Genomic DNA, 21,304 nt, shown 5'->3' on the forward strand with positions numbered 1-21,304 from the left:
TTCTATTATTATATCTTTCCTAGTAATTCCCCTGCTTTAATTATCTGCACCTAAAACTATATTTTTATCGTGCCCCTATTTTTATATTTTAACCTCAATATCACATCTTAATTAATTTGTATAGCTCGTCCAGAGAGTATGAAATGATTAGTGTCACTTGCCGGACTCAAAAAATAAAAACGGTTATGAGCCCAGACGACATTTATACCCCTGAACAAAAAATATTAACGTCATCAGTTGAGTCTATTTCTAGTGCGTTATTTGGATGTTGGTAGCGATAACTTCCACCAACTGAGCATTCCGCCTTCAAGTTGATATACATCTGTAAATCCAAACTGTTTAAGCTTTCTAACCCCTGGGATACTTCGATGGGCAGATAGACATATCACGACAGTTGTTAGGTCTTGTGATAATTCAAGCTGCTTTATCGCATCAATTGAAAGCGACGTGATAGGCAGATTTATCGAGCCTTCAATATGCGACTTGTTCCATTCCATTTTTGAGCGCACATCAATTATCTGAATATCATATTTCTGGAGTCTTTTGTACACGCCTTGGGCATGCATTTCAGGTACCTTACCAAACGGTAACCACTGACACATTTTGATTAATATCGACATCTATGAATCCTAATATTGATTGTTAACGTGTTTGCCTAACAAAGCTTGATTCAGAAGCATTCATTACCAAGTCATCAAGCTAAATAGTAGTAAGTTAGCCCTAATGGCAAACATCATTATGAATGGCGATTGCCTTTCCTATCTCTAATGTCTACCACACAAGTCGTTTCATCAAGCTTTGATCCACTATTTATATTACTGACTTGAAATCTGACATTAAACAACAATCAAGAAACCGAGTTTTTTTGAAATGTTATGCTCTGGAAATACATGATGCAGTAGCATTATATTAACCATGCGATTATGCAGCACTGGCTTGCTCTATTTACAGTCATTGTTGTCGACGGTCTTGTGTTACAACGCATCAATAAAAATGCCGAATAATTTCTCATTCGGCATTATCTAAAGTGCAATACGGTTCTTGTATCAAAGTTACTTCAACCAGTGTTTCACTCTGGTGCGATTATTATTGTCTCGGCTTTGCTTAATCAATTCATCATCAGCTCTAATTTGGGTCGTTTTAGCTAAACGGTCATAGAGCAAAACATTCACTGATGCAGCTAAATTCATACACCCTACCGTCGGTACATACACAACATTATCAGCAGCATCGATTAGTTGTTGTGGAATAGTGCCATCTTCGGGGCCAAAGATATAAAACGCATTATCTGGATGAATAAATAAAGGCAACGGTGTTGCACCAACAACAAGATCAACACACACTATCGTCGCGCCATCGGGCACGCTATCAAGCAATGACTCTACGCCCACCAAGGGAATGCGTTTGGCTGCATCTTTTGTATCAACATCATATTGGGCATCACCAGATTTTGCCGCTAGCTCGTAGCGTTTTCCGGTATAGCAAACATTATCAACACTATAGCAACCTGCAGCACGCATAATGCCGCCAACATTAACCGGAGTCTTAGGGTTGACTAAACCAATAGTGACTTGCAAAAAAGGATTTACCATAAAAGCAGCTTATCTATCCTAATTATGCCGCTTGAGCGACAATACGTTGACGTAACTGCTGCCATGCAGCCTCTACTAATGAAAAATCATGCTCGCCTAATTCTTCGTTTGCCAACGCCAGGCATTTAACCAATTTTAGATCTAGCGCAGGTAAATCTTGTTCGGCTTCTATTTCTAACTCTGCTAATACAACGGCGACATGGCCTTGTAAATAACCACATGCAAACAACGCGTCATCGTCGCTGTGGCTAACACTGTCTTCAATCCAAGATTCTAATGCTGCATCATACTTTTCTAACATGTTCTAATTCTCCACTAAATCTGGGTTGGCTACTTGATACATCACATAATCATGGTAACCCGTGACTATTTTATAATAGCCAGTAAGTGCTTTATCTAATTCAGGGTCGCCACTATCCACAATAAGTGGTCTGCCTTCAAGTGCTTTTAACTTAGTTTTTGTCGCTAGGATTAAAATATTATCTTTTTCTATTTGCCGGATGAGCTCAGGTGATAACTGCTGATTGCCGCGACCTAAAATATGTCCTTGCCCACCAATTAAGGTAATCACCAATTTTACGCTAGAAAATTTAGTTTTATCGGCGGTTAATGCAAGTAATTGTTGCGCTGTAACGTCCTTAGCAATAACACTTTTATGTTGAATAACATCAATACCAAGCAAAGTATTATCTAAATCTAAGTCTTCCATTACTGCCGCTACGGTACTCCCAGAACCCATGATATAAAGTTCATCTTCCATTGATTCAATCACATCAGCGGCAATGTCGGCCAACACTAACTCATCAACTTCTTTGCCGCCCATTTTAACCGCTTGTATATAACGAGGCGCCGCAGGAACCGTCATTTCACCAAATTGTTTCGCTTTTACAATTCCCAGCCTAAATGCAACTTCGTCAATATCCATTACATCAGCTGACATCAAACTGACTAACTCACCTTGTAACAGCATACTGACTACCACCCCAGAAGCATGCGGGGTAATACCGTATACCCCAGAATGAATTTTCACTCCAGCAGGGACACCTAATACAGGGAATGAGTCATCAACCACAGCGTAAATATCGCGAGCAGTACCATCACCACCAGCAAATAAAAGTAAATCTAAATGATGACCGAACAAGCATTTCACTGCTTGCTGCGTATCTAGCGCAGATGTGCTGTTAGCACCCGAGGATACGGCGGAGATATACACATCTTGAGTAGTAAAACCCATTTGACGACATAACTTCCCCCCCATATCACCAGATGCGGTAATAATATCAATTTGATGCGCAAACGGTAAAATAACATCCAGAGCTTGTTGCATACGTTGTTGTGCTCTGGGAGTAGCACCTTTTGCAATAGCTTGTTCGGCAACGCCATCAGAGCCTTTTAAACCGACACTCCCACCAAGGCCAGCCAATGGATTAATGATAACCCCTAAGCGAAAACGTTTCACACCGACTCCTTGCAGTTATTATTGCTACTATTTTTGTTATTGCGACAAGACGATTAATCTTAACTTTGAAGCTTGCCTGTTGATCCTTCACCATTGATATTAGGGATCATTAATACAGCAAACATTGATAACAATGCGCAAGCAGCAGCAAATACCCAAACCCACATAGTTTGGCTACCATCGCCCCAAATCATACCACTTATCCATGTGCCTAATGCACCGCCAACACCAAAGCTGACACTGGCATATAATGCTTGTCCGGTGCTGCGATGGCTGACATTAAAGTGGCGGTGAATAAAATGAATTGAAGCTGCATGGACCAAACCAAAAGTAAATGCATGCAATAACTGGCTGATGACTAATAATGAAACGTGTTCAACACCAAAGGCTAGCAGTAACCAACGAATAGCAGTCAGTAAAATACTCACTACAAGTAATACTCGAATACCATATTGGCGAATAAGGCGGGATGAATAAAAGAAAATAATAATTTCGGCAAGGACACCTAAGGCGACTAGCATTCCAGCGATAGTTTCAGAGTAACCAACCTGTTTTAGATACAATACAAAAAAACCATAAAAAGGTCCGACACTCATCTGTAGTAACATTGCAGATAACATAAACCATACCAATGAGGCATCAAAGGTGAGTTTAGGCCGTTCAGATTTATTGACTACCACACTGCGGTTCGCTGGTAATGGTAATGAGCACGCGAACAAGCCTAAAAATAATATCATGCCCATATAAGGCAATACTTCTGGACCCCAGTGATCAATCGCTAATCCACCACTGATCACTAAAATAATATAGCCTACACTGCCCCAACTGCGAATAGCGCCATATCGCTCAGCTTTATCACCTAGGGTTTCTAACGTAATCACTTCCAGTTGAGCTAAAATCGCATTCCAAAAAAATGTATAGACCGCCAGACTAATGGCTAAATATACAAAGCTGCCATCAAAGAAAAAACTAATGTAAGTAATCGCCGCCGCACAAGAACCTAATTTAATTAACTCTGAGCGCATACCGGTTCTATCGGCTACAGCGGCCCACACGTTAGGTGCGACAATTCGAGTGGCCATTAATATCGCCAACAAAAAGCCAATCTCTTGGGCATTGAAACCTCGGCTATCAAAGAAAACCCCCAAATAGGGAACCATGATGCCAAGAATAGAAAAGAAAAAGAAATAACAGGCGCTAAGCCAGCGTAAATCTGGTTCAGCGCGTTTCAATGAGGACATTAGCGCATTCCGATAACGGGTGTTTGACTGGTAACATCTTGGTTTTGCGCACGATGTCTTAATAAGTGATCCATCAATACAATTGCTAACATCGCTTCAGCAATCGGTACTGCACGAATTCCAACACAAGGATCATGGCGACCCTTGGTGATCATCTCAATAGCGTCACCTTGCACAGTCATACTTTGACCTGGCACACTAATACTTGAAGTAGGTTTTAACGCAATATGAGCCACGACAGGCTGACCAGATGAAATGCCACCCAGTACGCCACCAGCATGATTCGACGCAAAGCCTTGTGGTGACATTAAGTCGCGACCTTCTGAGCCTTTTTGAGTAACAACCCCAAAACCATCACCAATTTCAACGCCTTTAACTGCATTGATGCCCATTAACGCATGCGCAATGTCGGCGTCAAGACGATCAAATACTGGTTCGCCTAATCCCACCGGAACACCAGTGGCCACGACAGTAATTTTGGCACCTATCGAGTCGCCTGATTTGCGTAAACCACGCATATACTCATCTAATGCGTCTAACTTACTCGCATCAGGGAAGAAAAAAGCATTTTTTTCAATTTGAGCCAAATCGATAGTTTCTGCACAAATAGGCCCTAACTGAGCAAGGTAGCCATGAATGTTAATGCCATGAACCTGTTTAAGGTATTTTTTTGCAACGGCGCCAGCAGCAACGCGCATTGCCGTTTCACGGGCAGATGAACGACCACCGCCACGATAATCACGCATGCCGTACTTTTGCTGATAGGTATAATCTGCATGACCAGGACGAAAAGTGTCTTTAATATCAGAATAATCTTGGCTGCGTTGATCGGTATTCTCAATCAACAAACCAATCGAGGTGCCAGTCGTTTTGCCTTCAAAGACGCCTGACAAAATTCTCACTTCATCAGGCTCACGGCGCGCAGTGGTGTAACGAGATGTGCCAGGGCGACGACGGTCTAAATCATGTTGCATATCTTCAACAGTTAATTCAAGTCCTGGCGGACAACCATCAATGATACAACCTAACGCAACACCATGGCTTTCACCAAAAGTTGTCACCACAAAATTTTGACCAATACTATTTCCTGACATGAGCGTTAACTACCTCTATATAAATTCATTACAATACGTTAGCTGTACCTGCCTATTATTCACTATCTTTATAGATGGCGAAAAGTGATTCATTTTCAACTAGCTGATCACGGGTTAGCACAAACACGCCATCACCGCCAAATTCAAAATCAACCCAAGTAAACGGCATATCAGGATATTGCTCAATCAAATGAACCATTGAATTACCAACTTCAACCACCAGTAAACCTGTTTCTGTTAAATAATCAGCTGCATTGGCTAAGATACGCTTGGTTAAATCTAAGCCATCATTGCCAGATGCTAAGCCGATAGCAGGTTCGTGATGATACTCATCAGGCATATCACCAATATCTTGTGCATCAACGTATGGTGGGTTCGACACAATTAAGTCGTAATGTTGGCCTTTGGGAATCGCCGAGAATAAATCGGATTGCATCGGGAAAACACGATCTAAGACTCCCAAAGATTCAATGTTAATCTGCGCGACTTCAAGTGCATCTTCACTAATATCTAATGCGTCAACTTCAGCATCTTCAAACGCATAAGCACAAGCAATGGCAATACAGGCACTACCAGTACATAAATCCAAAATGCGATTAACTGGTTTGTTGTATAACCAAGGGCTAAATTGATTATTAATCATTTCGGCAATGGGTGAACGCGGTACAAGTACGCGTTCATCTACGTAAAATTCAAGCCCTGCAAATTTGGCTTTATTGGTCAAATACGGTACCGGTAAACGTTCACGTACACGGCGAATAATCAATTCAACGATTTTATGTTTTTCGCTGCTGGTTAAATTACTTAAAATAACCTGCTGACCGATATCTTCTGGTAAGTGTAGAGCATCAAAAACCAATGCAATGGCTTCGTCCCAAGCATTATCCGTTCCATGACCATAATAAATATTGGCATCATTAAAACGGCTGACAGCCCAACGCAACATATCCGCTATAGTACGTAACTCAGTGACAGCTTCATCTACAAAGATCTTATCCAAAACACGCTCCTTAAAAATTGTTCTACGCTATTGTAACTGATGTCTATTAAGATGACCTAGAATTCAATACAATACCCTCATGAAAGACGATAATTATGCAGACTTATCGCTGTTTAGTGCATTAATAGAGGGAATCAAACCGCTAAGGCAAGATACTCACCACTTTAAACAGCCTGTCAAAGCCAAACAGCAGTTCGAAATTAAAGAACAGCAGATCCATGCTGATAGCTATTTTTCGGATACATATCAGCCACTTCTGCCGGTCGACGGACCCATGCGTTGGATTAATACCAACACAGATAAGCATGAATTAAAACGCTTAAGACGGGGAGACTACTCACCCGATCTACTGCTTGATTTACATGGTATGCGACAAGCAGAAGCCAAACTTGAATTAGCCGCACTTATCCAAGCATGTGTTAAGCAAAACACGATTTGTTGCTGTGTGATGCATGGATATGGGATGGGGATTTTAAAACAACAAACACCAATGTGGTTGGCGCAACATCCAAACGTAAAAGCATTCCATCAAGCGCCAAAGGAATGGGGTGGTGATGCCGCGTTGTTAGTATTAATTGATATTGGTGAGCAACCTCACCGACGTTAATTTAGAGGTTGTAAGCGTAAGGAGTGTGAATAAAGGTAAGTGATGACTTACCTTTTTATGCCATAAAGAGAGAAAAACCGCAAATCAACATGCAGTAAACACTATGGATAAGTCAGTAGCGAATAACATCATTGCAAACGATATTACACAACAACTTGATGTGGTGCGGTCATTGCGACAAAACTAGCATTTTGCGCATGTTTATCAATGTGAGCTACTGCAGAGGTCGCAAACAATGGCGGCTCAATACCTGCAACAAGTTCGCTCACCATAAAACCTAAAATTGGCATATGGGCAATAACCAATACATTTTCAGCTTTATATTGCTCAGCATAAGCCAGCACAACATCTACAGCCCTTATGGCATCACCGGAAGGAGTGACATCATCAAGTACTAACCACTTACGGGGTTCTGATAAGTGTTTACTCACTTCTTGCCATGTTTGCTGCGCACGTAAATAAGGACTCACAATCACTAAATCAAAATGGCTAATCTGTTTTGCTAACCAATTAGCCATATAGCCTGTTTGGGTACGACCTGCATCAGTTAACTTTCGTTCTCTGTCTGACGGTGCATCAAAACCCGCTTCACCATGGCGCATCAAAAATAGCTGCATACTTCTCTCGTGATGTTTTTATTATCATTCTAAGCCAATTGTAGCGTTAATCAGCGCAACAACAAACCTAGAATTGAGCATATTACAATAAACTTTAGTCGATAATTGAATAAAACTAGCCAAGGTGATTTGCTAAAAAGTAATAACAAGATCAATATATAACAAGTTATCTTTTCTGGAGTCTCCTTTTGCCTGAATTTCCAGCAGTTTATAAAAGCCAAAATGATCATCGCCAATACCAATATCGAGTGTTAAATAATCAACTTCGAGTATTATTGGTTGAAGACATGCAATCAAATCAAGCGGCTGCATCAATGGCGGTGAGAGTTGGTCATTTTGACGATCCGATTGAGCGGCCTGGTATGGCGCATTTTCTTGAACATATGTTGTTTTTGGGTACCGAGAAATATCCAGACTCAGGTGAATACCATGCCTATATTAATCAACATGGCGGTAACAATAATGCATGGACAGGCACTGAACAAACTAACTTTTTCTATAGTATTAATGCTGAAGCTTTAGACGGCTCGTTAGACCGATTTAGCCAATTTTTCATTGCACCCAAGTTTGACTTAGAATTAGTCGATAGAGAAAGGCAAGCAATCGAATCTGAGTTCAGTTTAAAATTAAAAGATGATATTCGCCGCGTCTATCAAGTTCAAAAAGAAACGGTTAACCCAAAACATCCGTTTTCAAAGTTTTCTGTGGGTAATCAAGCAACACTAGCCGGTAAACAAGCAGACATCCGAGATGAGCTACTGGCGTTTTACCAACAACATTACAGCGCGAATATTATGACCCTATGCGTTGTAGCTCCCTGCCCTATTGCAGAGCTCGATATCATAGTCGAGCAATACTTTTCAAAAATCATTAATAGAAATGTAAGTAAGCACTATCCTTGTGAAGCAATGATAACCAAAGCTCAACAGCAAACACACATACAAATTATTCCATTGAAAGATCAAAAAAGAGTCAGCATCTGTTTTTCACTACCAGAGATAGACCAATTTTATAAACGTAAACCACTTACTTTCATCAGTCACTTACTTGGTAATGAAAGCCCAGGAAGCTTACTGTCATATTTAAAAACACAGGGTTTAGCTAATAATTTATCTGCTGGCGGTGGCGTTAATGGCTACAACTTCAAAGATTATTCAATCAGTATCCAATTAACCGACAAAGGGTTTACAGAACTGGACGAAGTAGTTACTTGCGTTTTTGAATACATTGAATTAATTAAGCAACAAGGTGTTCAAGCATGGCGTTATCAAGAACGAGCAAACTTACTTGATACCGCATTTCGTTTCCAGGAACAAATCAAAACCTTGGATTTAGCAAGCCATCTCAGCATTAACATGCACCATTACGATATTGAAGATATTATTTATGGTGACTATCGCATGGATGAAATGCTCGAGGATGAAACCCAGAAACTGCTAGAAATGATGTCGGTGAGTAACATGCGTCTCCTGACTGTAGCCAAAGAGTCTGCGGTTGATAATCAAGCTCAATGGTATGACACGCCTTATCAAGTGAGATCATTGCAACCTCAGAAAATAGCAAAATGGTCTACCGTTACTATTAGAGAAGCGCTAAAACTTCCAGAAAAAAATCCGTTTATTGTCGCCAATCCACAAGCGCGAGCAGATAAAAGTAATACGCCGGTACCGATCATTGTTGCTGAAGGAGAAGGTTATCGTATTTGGCATAAAAAAGATGATGAATTTAATGTCCCTAAAGGGCATCTATACTTATCATTAGACTCGGATCAGGCTAGCTCAACCCCCAGACAAGCGGCATTAACAAGGCTGTACGTCGAAATGCTTATCGATTATCTAACGGAACCAACATATCAAGCAGAAGTAGCAGGCTTAAATTACAATATCTACCCCCATCAGGGCGGAATTACTCTACATTTAACCGGTTTTACTGGCAATCAAGAAAAGCTACTGACCTTAATCATCAACAAAGCACGCGAACGTAACTTTACCGAACAACGCTTTAACATGATTAAAAAACAAATTCTAAGAAGTTGGAATAATGTAGCCCAAGCTAAACCAATATCGCAATTATTTTCCAGCCTGACAGTCACGCTACAAAAAAGAAGTTTTGAACCTGCAAGAATGGCTGAAGAGCTAATGCTACTAACACTTGATGATTTGCATAATCATGTGAGTGCATTCTACAAAAAGATTTACCTTGAAGGATTAGTTTACGGCGATTGGCTCGTTGAAGAAGCGCAACAGCTCGGCAAACGCTTGCAACATTTATTATCGTTGGTAACAAAACCAAGCACTGAAGCATCACGTGAACTAATCAATCTCGATAAAAGAGGCTCATTGCTTCGCGAAAAAAGTATGGCTCATCAAGATAGTGCGATTATTGTGTACTACCAGTCGCGTATGGCAACGCCAGAACGTATGGCATTATTTAGTCTACTTAACCACACCATGTCATCAACCTTTTTTCATGAACTGCGCACCAAACAACAATTGGGTTATATGGTTGGAACTGGCTATTTACCGCTAAACCGACATCCAGGGATGATTTTTTATGTGCAGTCTCCCACTACAGGCCCTAGGCAACTACTCGAAGCCATCGACGAGTTTATTGCAGACTTTAATTATGCGGTTATGCAAATCACCAATCAACAATGGGAAAGCACCAAACAAGGTATGATTAGCCAAATAATGGAACACGATACCAATCTAAAGACACGTAGCCAACGCTATTGGGTCAGTTTAGGAAATCGTGATTATCAATTTAATCAACGCGAAATAGTTGTAGCTGAAGTTGAAAAACTGACCAGAGCTGACTTGATTAAGTTTATGGTGGCTCACATGCGCAGTAAAGACTGTGATCGTTTAGTGCTGTTTAACAGCGGCGAACAACATCATAATCAAGCAAGCCTGAGATCAGACAACATGATCAAAGACTTAAAAACATTTAAGCAGCAAGCTGAAAAGTTTCAATTTTAATGAGTGTTTTTGGCTGGAAAATATCCACATAGAAACAAGCTAGTATTATGTTAACAACATTATAGCAATCAAGGTTAACAGTATGACACACTAAATAAAACTTTTGTATTACCTAACTAATTGATTAAAAAATAACTATTAATCGATTTGATGGGAATAATTGAGTAATATTCTATCAATCACACCTTTTTTGTTAACATGCTTTTGACAAAGGCCCCACTTTCTGAAAAAGTAGACAATTCATCAACTTCTACGCGGCATCAAAAGAGAATAAGTATAAATCTATGCCTAAAATTCTACTGTTTATCTGTGTTTACTTTATTTTTAGCTTTGGCGCTACGGCCATTGAAGCTGACAACACAGAATCAAATTTCGATCTACTACTAAACTACACTAATTATGGTGTTGCTGATGGTTTATCCCAGGATACAGTAACGGCCATAGTAGAAGATCCAGAGGGTTACGTTTGGGTTGGTACTATCAATGGATTGAATCGTTTCGATGGCAATGAATTTAAGCAATTCTATGCAGAAGAAAATGCAAATTCTCTACCCAGCTCTTTTATTCGTAATTTACTTATCGATGACAGCGGTGTTCTGCAAATCGGGACAGACAAAGGTCTCGTTCAATTTGATAAAGATACAGAGTCATTCACCAGAAACAGTATCTCAACTCAAATTGGTGAACAAGCCATTTGGTCAATATCAAAACAAGATGGTGAAATTTTTATTGGTTTGAATGAAGGGTTTATATCTTATAATAGCAGATCATTAGGTATTATTTATTCGTTAAAAAACAAAAAAATAAAAGAAGTAAAAAAAGTAATTAGATTTAAAAACTTTTTCTATATCAGAAATTATGAAGGTGATGTTTTCAAAAAAGAAAATGAAAAAATAGATCATATAGCAGAAAAAACAAATGAATTATCTTTAATAAATAACACTATTGTTATAGCTGCTGAAGATGGTGTCTACACTTACAATAAAAAACTAGAAAAAATATCAAACTTAAAATTGACAAGTATAGATTCCGACTCGAACGGCATCGTAACTATCAATAATAACAAAATTTTAAAAATAGTTTTTTTAGATGGAAAAATGACGACTTCTTCTCTTGGCACAATAGATATAGACCCAGAAAAACTTAAGAAAGCATTTGTCAAAAAAGAAAATGATAACATTTATATATCAAACTATATTGACGGATTTTTAAAAATATCTAGTGACAATAATATAATAAAAAAAATCAACAACAATAATGTCGGCGCTTGGTCAATGACAAAAGATTCAGGGAACATATACATTGTAAACAATAGTGATACTATAATTATCTATGATCTAAATCTTAAATTAAGTGATGAAATTGTTACTCAAATACCCCACGGTCCGAAATCAATTTTTGTAAAAAATAATAATATTTTTATAGGCTCACCAACTGGTTTGTTTTTAAAAAACAAGCTCAGCATTAATGAAAAAGAAAAAGTTATCATAAGTGGCACTATTTTTAGTATGAAAGAATTTGATGGCAAACTGTATATATCTACATCTGAAGGAGAGATATTTACAATAAACCTCTCAAATGGATCCGATTTTAATGTATCTCAGTTATTGCCAAAAACCAACTATCCGATCTATGACACATTGTTAGTTGATGATACATTATGGATTGCATCTCAAGATGGATTAAAAACACTAAACAATAACATTTTAAAAAGTATTTATAGTGATGACTTTGTTTTTAATATACTTAAAAGAAATGGAGAGCTTTATTTTGGTACACGAAACTCCGTATACTCTGTTGAAATAAGCAACAACACAAACATAAAAAAAATACTAGACCGAAAAAAAGTAATCTATTCCATAACTAAATTAAATGACACAATAACTGCAACATCTAATAGAGAAATAAACATTTTAGATTTAAAAAATAAAACCACTTATACGCTAAAAATTAGAAACGGATCGTTAGAAGATTATAATACACAATCCTCATTAGTAATTAACAATAAAATCCTTTTAGGCAGTAATGATGGAATTAGCTTAATAGATCCTGAGCTAGCAATAACGAATGTAAACAGTATGAAAACAAAAAAAATCCACCTCCAAGATTTGTTTTTATTTAATACAAAAGTAAATGTTGGCGAAAAAATATTACCTTCACCATTAGAAAGTCTTTCTGAAATAGTCTTAAAGTACTCAGACTATCCATTTAGCCTTAAATTTAATATTTTAGGTGATAGTAATGATGATTATGAATTTTTTTATTACCTTGAAGATTTAGAAAGAAACTGGTTATCAACTAACGGTAATGACACTGTCACATATACGAATTTATCCGCTGGTGACTACACATTTAGATTATTTGCAGAAAATCACTTGACAGGCAAGCGCACTGTAGAAAGAAAGTTAAAAGTTACTATCACCCCTCCTTGGTGGTCATCAAAATTAGCTACACTTTTATATTCAATTATATCATTAATAATTATATTTTTAATTTTCAGAGCTATTAATCGTCGTAGGCAAATACAAAAACAAATTGCCCAGAGTGAAGAACGCTTAAAATTATCTTTATGGGGTAGTGGCGACGAAATGTGGGACTGGGATATTGAAAGTGGTAAAATTTTCCGTTCTAATATCTGGGGCTCTTTAGATTTCCCTCAAGACGGTCGTCGTTCAGGTAATCCTGAAGAAGAAAGTAATATCCACCCTCTCGATAGAGATCGTGTGACAAGGGCGCTAAATGATCATTTCAATGCCCTAACAGATCACTTCGAAATAGCTTATCGCGTTAAAGCGCGCAACCAACAGTGGATCTGGATTTTAGACAGAGCCAAGATAGTTGAACGCGATCAAAAAGATGTCCCGCTTCGAATGACGGGCACCATTAAAGACATCAATAATATTAAGCAAGCAGAAGAACAACTTCGTTTATTCGCTAGAGCAATTGAAAATATTTCTGAAGGAATGTTTATTCTCAATGAGAAATATCAGTTTGTTGAAGTCAATAATGCCTGTTGCGAACTTGCAGCTTCAACAAAAGAAAAATTTGTCGATCAAATACTCCATTTCAGTCGTTATCCTGCCAGTTATTCTGAACAAATAAGAAACTTACTAAAACAACAAGGTCGTTGGAACGGGGAAATTGAAGCCAGTAAAGGTAAAGACAGCTATTTCTTGATGGAACTGACCATTGACGCTATATATAGCGAACAAGGTGAAACCAGTCATTACGTTGGTGTATTTTCTGATATAACTCGCCGTAAACAACAGGAAGAAGAGCTTAGAAAGCTGACTAACAATGACTTACTTACCGGTTTACCTAATCGTTCTAGTTTGCAAGTCACACTAAGTAACCTAGTCAAAAAAGATATTCATCACACCTTAATGGTGCTCGATTTAGATAATTTCAAGCGTATTAACGATTCTTTAGGCCATCAAATTGGTGATGATTTATTAATAGGTGTTGCTGAGAGAATTCAGTTAGCCATCCCAAAAAATGCCAGCTTATACCGTCTAGGCGGTGATGAATTTGCTTTACTGGTTGATCAACACCCTGACATAGGATCATGTGCCGCCATTGCAACACAAGTGATTAATTGCCTAAAACCAGCCTTCACTCTTAATAATGACTCTCTAGTGCTAGGCATTAGTATTGGTATTGTGCTTTATCCTGAAGATGAACAGAATGAGCAAGCATTATTACGTAAAGCAGATATCGCCATGTATCACGCCAAATCTGGTGGTGGCAACCGCTATCAGTTTTATTCAGAATCATTAAACCAAAATGCTTTACGCCAACTGGAAATAGAAAGCTTAATTCGGGAAGCGCTAAAAGATGATTTATTTGAAGTCTATTACCAACCTAAAGTAGATGTAAAAAAAGATCGCCTAACAGGTATGGAAGCATTAGTAAGGTTAAATCATCCGAAATTAGGCCTGATAGCGCCAAATGAATTTATTCCCCTTGCCGAAGAAAATGGTTTGATCGTTGAAATTGGTGATGTCGTCTTGCGAAAAGCGTGTTTTGCTGCACAGAAATGGCTGGAACTAGGATTGTTTAGTGGTCGTGTTGCTGTCAATTTATCGTCAAGACAATTTGCTCTGCCCGATTTACAGCAACGAATAGAGTCAATTTTACGACTCACAAAATTACCCGCTAAACACTTAGAGCTTGAAATCACTGAAGGAACTGTGATTAAAGATCCCGAACAAGCCATTAAAGTGATGCAGCAATTGGCTAAAATGGGCGTCAGCCTTGCTCTTGACGACTTTGGGACAGGTTATTCCTCTTTATCATATCTAAAACGATTCCCAATTAATTGCTTAAAAATTGATAAAACCTTTGTTGATGACATAGATAAATCTGACCGAGATCTTAAGATGGTCGATTCGATTATTACTATAGCCCACAACATGGGACTGACAGTGGTAGGTGAAGGGGTTGAACAAACCGCACAACTCAATATATTAAAAGCACTTAATTGTGAAGAAATTCAAGGTTATATTTATAGCAAGCCTATTAGAGAAGCAGACTTTGAGTTAATGCTGACTGCAGACAAAGTTAAATTTGAAGCATTAAACGGTACTTTAATGAAAAAATAAATATTTACCTCTTATATTTGGCATGACAAATGCTAATACAAGTTCAGTTGTCAAAATAATATTGTTATTTAACCCTGAGCTTCAATTGCTAAATATAAGAGAGATTAAAATGATTAAAGGAATGATTACAGTAGCAGTTTTATCGGCATTAGCTATCGGTAGCGTTACTATGATAAATGGACTTGAAAATCAAACAACCAGCATCCCTGGTCTTAAAGTTCTAGACACCCAAACAGCGAGCATTCCTGGTCTTAAAGTTCTAGACACTCAAACAGCAAGCATTCCTGGTCTTAAAGTCCTAGAAACCCAAACAGCGAGCATTCCTGGCCTTAAAGTTCTAGACACTCAAACAGCAAGCATTCCTGGTCTTAAAGTTCTAGAAACCCAAACAGCTAGCATTCCTGGCCTTAAAGTTCTAGACACTCAAACAGCAAGCATTCCTGGCCTTAAAGTTCTAGACACTCAAACAGCAAGCATTCCTGGTCTTAAAGTTCTAGACACTCAAACAGCAAGCATTCCTGGTCTTAAAGTTCTAGACACTCAAACAGCAAGCATTCCTGGTCTTAAAGTTCTAGACACCCAAACAGCAAGCATTCCTGGTCTTAAAGTTCTAGACACCCAAACAGCAAGCATTCCTGGTCTTAAAGTTCTAAACACCCAAACAGCTTAAGGAGAACCCTATGTTTACTTCTCTAAAAATAGCACTTGGTTTAGCAAAACCAGCTCGTAAAAAAGTAAAATTGCCTGAAGGTTTAAATCACCTTGAAGTTATCCAAGCCAGAGCTTGGTGGAAGTAATTTGTTAGATACTGATGATTAATAACTATCAGTTATAAAAAAAGGAGCATAAGCTCCTTTTTTTATTGTTTTGAATTTGAATTTTGATATAGCAAACTAAAGTGACTTTAGCCTTCTATTCTAAAACGGCCATGTTGCCGTACTTTCATATCGGCCAAGCGTTTGTGAGTACTATACAATGGGTAAGTGAGTGGACCTAATATACAACCGGCACATCCCCACCGCTTTACTGCTAATCCATGCTTATAAGCTGCGAAACCAAATAAAAAAACCACTACTAATACTCAATAAAACAAGTATGAATAACCAACTAAACTGCATTATCGTTGACTCCAAATAACTCAGCTAACGTAATCCCTACCTATGCATCATTACGACTCATCTTTGACTCGCAACTAATCATGTTAACGCCATAAGATGAAACTATTACAGTCTAATAGCGAAATATCATTCGTAACATCGTTTACGCCATCATTCTTAACTTATCATACTAAACAGCAGGTACTATACCGTAAAGAAACATTACTTGATTAAAAATCAGGCAAAAGCATTCCTTAGCCCAATAAAAAAGCGGCAATAGATTGCCGCCTTTTTACAATTTGATAACTAAACGTTATCAATACCAAACACTAGGTTTACTTTTTATAAAATTGGCTGCCATCGCTAGCCATTTTGACTAACGTATCGCACGGTGCGAAACGGTCTCCGTACAGTGATTGATAACCTTGTAAAGTTGCTACTAAATTACTTGCACCTAAGGTGTCGATATAACGGAATGGGCCACCTAAGAATGGCGGAAAGCCAATACCGAATATAGCGCCGATATCACCATCTCTTGCCGAAGCAATAATGCCCTCTTCAAGACAACGAACGGCTTCATTGAGCATCTGAATAGTACAACGTTCTGCCACATCCTTTGCTTCTTTATCTGAAGCAATTAGGATGTCGAGTACTTTATAAACGGATTCATCAACTAATTTAGCTTTTTTAGCTTTAGGTCCGTATTGATAGAAACCTTTGCCATTTTTACGACCTTTACGGTCATCAGCTAATAACTTATCAAATGCTGCAGGAGCTTTAAAACGTGAACCTAACTCTTTTTCTAAAATAGGCGAAATTTTGGCACCAACATCAATACCGACTTCATCAAGTAATGTCATCGGCCCAACAGGGAAACCAAACTTTACTAAAGCGCGATCTAGATGCTCTACACGCTGGCCTTCAAGTAATAATTGCGCCGCTTCATTCATGTACAAAGCCAAGATACGATTGACATAAAAACCGGCACCATCTTGAACCACAATCGGGGTTTTACCTTGCTTACGCGCAAATGCTACTGTAGTTGCAATAGTTTCTGCTGATGTGGTTTTATGCGCAATAACCTCTACTAGTGGCATTTTTTCTACCGGAGAGAAGTAATGTAAACCAATCACATTTTCAGGACGACTTGCAGCTGCGGCAATCTGACCAATCGGTAAAGATGAAGTATTAGAGGCAAAAATGGTGTTTTCACCGCATTCACGCTCAACGTCTTGAACCATTTTATGTTTAAGGGCTAAGTCTTCAAATACCGCCTCAACAACGATATCGGCATCTTTAATGCCAGTATATTCTGTCGTCGTTGTCATTAACGCCATAATATTATCACGCGCTATTGGTGTCATATGACGACGTTTAACGCCTTTATCTAATAGCTTATAAGCATAAGATAGTGCGTTACTTAATCCCTGTTCTGAAATGTCTTTTACCCGCGCTGGAATTTTAGCTTTAGTGGTAGTGACAGATGCAATACCACCGCCCATCAAGCCGCCACCTAATACCATCACTTTTTTGACTTTACGCGGAACAGCTCCTACTGCACCGGTCTCTTTTTTCATCTCTGTGGTAGCAAAAAATAGCCCTCTTAGAGCGGCTGATTCTTTAGACATCACCAAATTAGCAAAATGAGTCGCTTCAACTTCAAGCCCTTTCACCATGCCTTTATTCATGCCCTGACGAACACAATCAATAATTTTGGCCGGCGCTGGGTAATTACCTTGAGTTTTCTTCATCACCTGTTTGCGCGCTTGATCAAACATAATATCGCGAGTAAATGAAGTTGACTCTAAAAATTGATTAATTTTAGATTGCACTACAGGTTTAGCTGCTTGTTTGCCTTTTTTAGCTAATTCAATCGCGGTTGCGAGCAAAATAGAATTAGGTACGACATCATTTATTAAGCCCATTTTCAGAGCTTGTTTAGGCCGCACTTGCTTGCCTGTTAGCATCATATCAAGAGCTGCGGCAATACCAACTAAACGTGGTAAACGCTGAGTTCCACCACCACCGGGCAGTAAACCCAGCTGTACTTCTGGCACACCCAACATGGTTTTCTTGTCATCACTACAAACACGTAAATGACACGCAAGGGCTAATTCTAAACCACCGCCTAAACATGCACCATTGATAGCCGCAACCACAGGAATGGAGAGTCCCTCAAGCTCAGAAAAAACCACATGTCCTTGTTGTGACAATGCTTTAGCATGATCTTCACTCTTACAAGCCGCTAACATAGTGATATCAGCACCAGCAACAAACGAATCAGCTTTACCTGATATAACCACTAACCCTTTAATGCTACTATCAGCTTTAATTTCGGTTAACATTTCGCTAATTTCAGGACCAAATTGCTCTTTTAAGGTGTTCATGGTTTCGCCAGGAACGTCCATAGTTAAAATGGCAATACCATCGTCACGACGAGCTAAATTAAATGTTTTTTCCATGCTCATTACTCCACCTCCAAAATCATTGCTACACCTAAACCACCAGCAGCACAAGCAGTTGCTAAACCAGTACCACCGCCACGACGCTTAAGTTCATTACACACTTGGGTAATCAAACGCGTACCGGTTGCCGCAAAAGGATGACCATAGGCTAATGAACCACCCAGCACGTTAAACTTACTCATGTCTATTTCGCCTATCGCACGATTGCGGCCCAGCTTCTCTGCGGCAAACTTTTTAGAACCAAACATCTGCATATTTGCCAATGTTTGTGCCGCAAATGCTTCGTGCATTTCGATCAGCGTTAAATCTTCTAATTCCATTCCAGCACGTTTTAATGCTAATGGCGTCGCGTACGACGGCCCCATTAACATGTCTTGCCATACATCGATGGCCGTAAACGCATAACTCTTAATATAACCAATAGGTTGATAACCTAAGGCTTTAGCGCGACCTTCACTCATTAAAATAATGGCCGATGCACCGTCTGTTAGTGGCGTGCTGTTGGCGGCAGTAACGGTACCGTGATTACGGTCAAATGCGGGACGTAATTTGGCGTAAGACTCTAATACAGAGTTTTCACGAATATTGTTATCACGGTCTATAAACTGTTTGTAAGGTGGAATATGAGCTGTCATCACTTCTTGTTGAAGCACGCCAGAATTCCACGTTTCAGTAGCCAATGTATGTGAACGATGCGCTAATGCATCTTGATCAGCACGGCTAATGTTGTAAGTCTTAGCCATTTGTTCTGCTGTTTGCCCCATAGACAAACCTGTTGAATACTCAGCAACCGCTGGCGGTACCGGCATAAGGTCTTTCAACCCCAAACGACGTGCAATGGCAAATTTCTGCTTAAAAGTACGAGCCTTATTTAAGTCAACTAAGGCATGAGCCAGCTTTTTTGATACTCCAATAGGTAATACTGAAGACGAATCAGAACCTCCCGCTAAACCGATTTCAATGTTACCGGTCATAATTGACTCAGCAACGTTAACCGCAGACTGAAAACTGGTCGCACAAGCTCGAGTAACTGAATAAGCATCAGTTGATACATTCATGCCAGTGCCAAGTACAATTTCACGGGCAATGTTTGGCGCGGCGGGCATTTGTACAACCTGGCCATAAACTAGTTGTTCTATTAATTGAGGGTCAATTTCAGAGCGAGACAGCAACTCATTAACCACCATTTTGCCCATATCTAGCGCAGATACGCCATGAAATGCAGTTGCTTGTTTTGCAAATGGTGTTCTTAAACCGGCAACAATCGCAATGCGCTCACCCCGGGAATTTGTTACTTGTTGTCTATCACTCATGTGTCACCCTCTATTATTGTTAGCTCATCTCGGCTCGGCCGGTAAGTTTATATTTTGCCAGATAATCTGGTCAGACCATCAAAGTGTGACCTGATTCTAACTTTTTATTGAATAGTTTTAAACAGGCGTTTACAACTATCTACTTCATAAAGAGTTAAATTGTGTTAATCCTACTAGCCAAAAACTAATAGAATTCATAACATAGGGTGTAATAATCCCAATGCCAACTAAATAAATTGAGTACACCTATGCCGTTAAGTCGTTTCCACTCACTTAGGACCTATTTAGATACAGTTGTTTTAGGTCAGCCCGTATTAACTGAAAACTTGCTGATAGCACTTATCGCCAACGGACATTTATTAGTTGAAGGTCCTCCAGGTTTAGCAAAGACCCGTGCTGTAAAAGCATTATGTGATGGAGTGGAAGGTGAATTTCATCGTATTCAATTTACCCCAGATTTGCTGCCAGCCGATTTAACCGGTACTGATATTTATCGTCAACAAACCGGCACATTCGAATTTGAAGCAGGGCCCATTTTCCATAATCTAATCCTAGCAGATGAAATTAACCGTGCCCCAGCTAAAGTTCAATCTGCCTTATTAGAAGCCATGGCCGAAGGCCAGGTTACCGTGGGTAAACACAGTTATCCTCTACCGCCACTATTCTTGGTGATGGCGACGCAAAATCCGCTGGAGAATGAAGGCACTTATCCATTACCAGAAGCGCAATTAGATCGTTTTTTAATGCATTTAAATCTTGATTACCCAAGCGCTGAAACGGAATGTGAAATCTTACGCCAATCTCGAAAAGAGGCTAAAACACATCAGTTGCCTACCATTGAACCCGTCGCGCAAGCCGACGTGTTTGCCGCAAGGGATCAGGCGTTAGATATTTATTTAGCTGAACCGTTAGAAAAATATATCGTTGAAATTATTATGGCAACTCGTCAGCCGGCAAGGTACAGCACAGAGTTAGCCAAATGGCTTGAATATGGTGTTAGTCCTCGAGCCACCATTTCATTAGAACGTTGCGCAAGAGCACGTGCTTGGTTGCATGAACGTGATTTTGTATCACCAGAAGACATTCAAGCGGTTGCACCCAATGTGTTGCGTCACCGCTTATTGCTCAGCTATCAAGCCCAAGCGGAAGGTGTCACGGCAGATCAAGTAATTGATCATATTCTGAGTCAAGTTGCCGTACCGTAAATGTTGCAATACGTGCACTTATTAATAAGCATGAT

General features: G+C 39.2%; 15 protein-coding genes. 5 read left to right on the forward strand and 10 right to left on the reverse strand.

The genetic code is table 11. From position 1 onward, the window contains the following. Positions 1-257: 257 nt before the first annotated feature. From EGC82_RS15140 to prmB, 7 genes are all read right to left on the reverse strand, one after another. Positions 258-620, reverse strand: a complete 363-nt coding sequence (locus EGC82_RS15140) for a rhodanese-like domain-containing protein (protein WP_124731499.1) — start codon at positions 618-620, stop codon at positions 258-260. Positions 621-1,052: 432 nt separating this feature from the next. Further along, positions 1,053-1,592, reverse strand: a complete 540-nt coding sequence (locus EGC82_RS15145; protein WP_124731500.1) for an RNA methyltransferase — start codon at positions 1,590-1,592, stop codon at positions 1,053-1,055. A 22-nt stretch (positions 1,593-1,614) separates the two neighbouring features. Then, positions 1,615-1,893 carry a YfcL family protein gene (locus tag EGC82_RS15150; RefSeq protein WP_124731501.1) on the reverse strand — a complete coding sequence of 93 codons (279 nt, stop codon included), beginning with the start codon at positions 1,891-1,893 and terminating at the stop codon, positions 1,615-1,617. Between the two features lie 3 nt (positions 1,894-1,896). Next, on the reverse strand, positions 1,897-3,051 hold the full coding sequence (locus tag EGC82_RS15155) for an ATP-NAD kinase family protein (protein WP_124731502.1): 1,155 nt from the start codon (positions 3,049-3,051) through the stop codon (positions 1,897-1,899). Between the two features lie 59 nt (positions 3,052-3,110). Then, positions 3,111-4,292 (reverse strand): MFS transporter, encoded by a 1,182-nt coding sequence (locus tag EGC82_RS15160; protein WP_124731503.1) that lies wholly within the window; start codon positions 4,290-4,292, stop codon positions 3,111-3,113. Then, positions 4,292-5,386, reverse strand: a complete 1,095-nt coding sequence (gene aroC, locus EGC82_RS15165; protein ID WP_124731504.1) for a chorismate synthase — start codon at positions 5,384-5,386, stop codon at positions 4,292-4,294. The genes EGC82_RS15160 and aroC overlap by 1 nt, the downstream gene beginning before the upstream one ends. Before the next feature lie 55 nt (positions 5,387-5,441). Continuing rightward, positions 5,442-6,386: a 50S ribosomal protein L3 N(5)-glutamine methyltransferase gene (gene prmB, locus EGC82_RS15170; protein WP_011638117.1), complete on the reverse strand. Its 945-nt coding sequence runs from the start codon at positions 6,384-6,386 to the stop codon at positions 5,442-5,444. 79 nt (positions 6,387-6,465) lie between these two features. On the opposite strand from prmB, the gene smrB reads away from it, so the two are divergent. Continuing rightward, positions 6,466-6,993 (forward strand): endonuclease SmrB, encoded by a 528-nt coding sequence (gene smrB, locus EGC82_RS15175; RefSeq protein ID WP_124731505.1) that lies wholly within the window; start codon positions 6,466-6,468, stop codon positions 6,991-6,993. Between the two features lie 143 nt (positions 6,994-7,136). Here the strand turns inward: smrB and sixA are convergent, their stop codons facing one another. Further along, a complete protein-coding gene (gene sixA, locus EGC82_RS15180) occupies positions 7,137-7,610 on the reverse strand; it encodes a phosphohistidine phosphatase SixA (protein ID WP_124731506.1) in 474 nt (157 codons plus the stop codon). A 188-nt stretch (positions 7,611-7,798) separates the two neighbouring features. Between sixA and EGC82_RS15185 the strand changes: the two genes are divergently transcribed. The 3 genes from EGC82_RS15185 (at position 7,799) to EGC82_RS15195 (ending at position 15,859) form a co-directional block, all read left to right on the forward strand. Then, positions 7,799-10,588: an insulinase family protein gene (locus EGC82_RS15185; protein ID WP_124731507.1), complete on the forward strand. Its 2,790-nt coding sequence runs from the start codon at positions 7,799-7,801 to the stop codon at positions 10,586-10,588. Between the two features lie 284 nt (positions 10,589-10,872). Continuing rightward, entirely contained in the window at positions 10,873-15,189 is a 4,317-nt protein-coding gene (locus tag EGC82_RS15190) for an EAL domain-containing protein (RefSeq protein ID WP_164839146.1), read from the forward strand. A 121-nt stretch (positions 15,190-15,310) separates the two neighbouring features. Next, positions 15,311-15,859: a hypothetical protein gene (locus EGC82_RS15195; RefSeq protein ID WP_164839147.1), complete on the forward strand. Its 549-nt coding sequence runs from the start codon at positions 15,311-15,313 to the stop codon at positions 15,857-15,859. Positions 15,860-16,621: 762 nt separating this feature from the next. Here EGC82_RS15195 and fadJ read toward each other — a convergent pair. Beyond that, the gene (gene fadJ, locus EGC82_RS15205) at positions 16,622-18,748 is read right to left on the reverse strand and encodes a fatty acid oxidation complex subunit alpha FadJ (protein ID WP_124731510.1); all 2,127 of its coding nucleotides are present in this window, start codon (positions 18,746-18,748) and stop codon (positions 16,622-16,624) included. 5 nt (positions 18,749-18,753) lie between these two features. After that, positions 18,754-20,064 (reverse strand): acetyl-CoA C-acyltransferase FadI, encoded by a 1,311-nt coding sequence (gene fadI / locus EGC82_RS15210; protein WP_124731511.1) that lies wholly within the window; start codon positions 20,062-20,064, stop codon positions 18,754-18,756. Between the two features lie 248 nt (positions 20,065-20,312). Between fadI and EGC82_RS15215 the strand changes: the two genes are divergently transcribed. Further along, positions 20,313-21,269: an AAA family ATPase gene (locus EGC82_RS15215; RefSeq protein WP_124731512.1), complete on the forward strand. Its 957-nt coding sequence runs from the start codon at positions 20,313-20,315 to the stop codon at positions 21,267-21,269. Positions 21,270-21,304 lie beyond the last annotated feature (35 nt).

Origin of the sequence: Shewanella livingstonensis (assembly GCF_003855395.1) — a bacterium.
GTDB lineage: Bacteria > Pseudomonadota > Gammaproteobacteria > Enterobacterales > Shewanellaceae > Shewanella > Shewanella livingstonensis.

Bases quoted from the DNA above. Each gene is read 5' to 3' on its own strand.
- EGC82_RS15160 (WP_124731503.1), bottom strand. From the start codon at position 4,292: ATGTCCTCATTGAAACGCGCTGAACCAGATTTACGCTGGCTTAGCGCC.
- EGC82_RS15195 (WP_164839147.1), top strand. From the start codon at position 15,311: ATGATTACAGTAGCAGTTTTATCGGCATTAGCTATCGGTAGCGTTACT.
- EGC82_RS15140 (WP_124731499.1), bottom strand. From the start codon at position 620: ATGTCGATATTAATCAAAATGTGTCAGTGGTTACCGTTTGGTAAGGTA.
- EGC82_RS15190 (WP_164839146.1), top strand. From the start codon at position 10,873: ATGCCTAAAATTCTACTGTTTATCTGTGTTTACTTTATTTTTAGCTTT.
- EGC82_RS15215 (WP_124731512.1), top strand. From the start codon at position 20,313: ATGCCGTTAAGTCGTTTCCACTCACTTAGGACCTATTTAGATACAGTT.
- EGC82_RS15150 (WP_124731501.1), bottom strand. From the start codon at position 1,893: ATGTTAGAAAAGTATGATGCAGCATTAGAATCTTGGATTGAAGACAGT.
- smrB (WP_124731505.1), top strand. From the start codon at position 6,466: ATGAAAGACGATAATTATGCAGACTTATCGCTGTTTAGTGCATTAATA.
- fadJ (WP_124731510.1), bottom strand. From the start codon at position 18,748: ATGGAAAAAACATTTAATTTAGCTCGTCGTGACGATGGTATTGCCATT.
- sixA (WP_124731506.1), bottom strand. From the start codon at position 7,610: ATGCAGCTATTTTTGATGCGCCATGGTGAAGCGGGTTTTGATGCACCG.
- EGC82_RS15145 (WP_124731500.1), bottom strand. From the start codon at position 1,592: ATGGTAAATCCTTTTTTGCAAGTCACTATTGGTTTAGTCAACCCTAAG.
- fadI (WP_124731511.1), bottom strand. From the start codon at position 20,064: ATGAGTGATAGACAACAAGTAACAAATTCCCGGGGTGAGCGCATTGCG.
- aroC (WP_124731504.1), bottom strand. From the start codon at position 5,386: ATGTCAGGAAATAGTATTGGTCAAAATTTTGTGGTGACAACTTTTGGT.